At 59.2% G+C, this 505-nt stretch carries 1 protein-coding gene; it reads right to left on the bottom strand.

What is annotated here, in order from left to right; all coding sequences use genetic code 11:
• Positions 1 to 17: 17 nt before the first annotated feature.
• Positions 18 to 505, bottom strand: a 488-nt coding sequence (hslV, locus tag AAFU51_19000) for an ATP-dependent protease subunit HslV (protein MEO1573322.1), incomplete at its 5' end; no start/stop codon positions are given.

Here is a 505-nt window from a genome sequence, read left to right as displayed (position 1 = left end):
GACAAGGCAGCGTTCCTTTAGGATTGCGATTTCGACGCGAGGCTTTCGACGACCACGTTGGTATTTGTATACACACAAACCTCTGCGGCGATCTGCATGGCTTTACGGGCAATCTCTTCAGCCGACAGCGGCTGATCTAACAGCGCCTTCGCAGCCGACAACGCATAATTGCCGCCAGAGCCAATACCCATGACATGCGCTTCCGGTTCCAGAACGTCGCCGTTGCCGGTCAGCACAAGCGTTGTCTCGGCATCGGCGACAATCAACATCGCTTCCAGACGTCTGAGGTAGCGGTCGGTGCGCCAATCCTTGGCGAGCTCCACCGCAGCGCGCATAAGCTGCCCCGGATACTGCTCAAGTTTGGCTTCCAGCCGTTCAAAGAGTGTGAAGGCGTCGGCCGTGGCGCCCGCGAAGCCGGCGATGACGTCACCATCGCCCAGGCTGCGGACCTTCCGTGCCTGAGCCTTGATAACAGTTTGCCCAAGGCTGACCTGGCCATCACCAG

It is taken from the genome of Bacteroidota bacterium (assembly GCA_039821555.1).
GTDB lineage: Bacteria > Bacteroidota > Rhodothermia > Rhodothermales > Rubricoccaceae > JBCBEX01.
The sequence above is the reverse complement of the archived record's forward strand: the minus strand, read 5'-3'. Positions and strand labels throughout refer to the sequence as shown.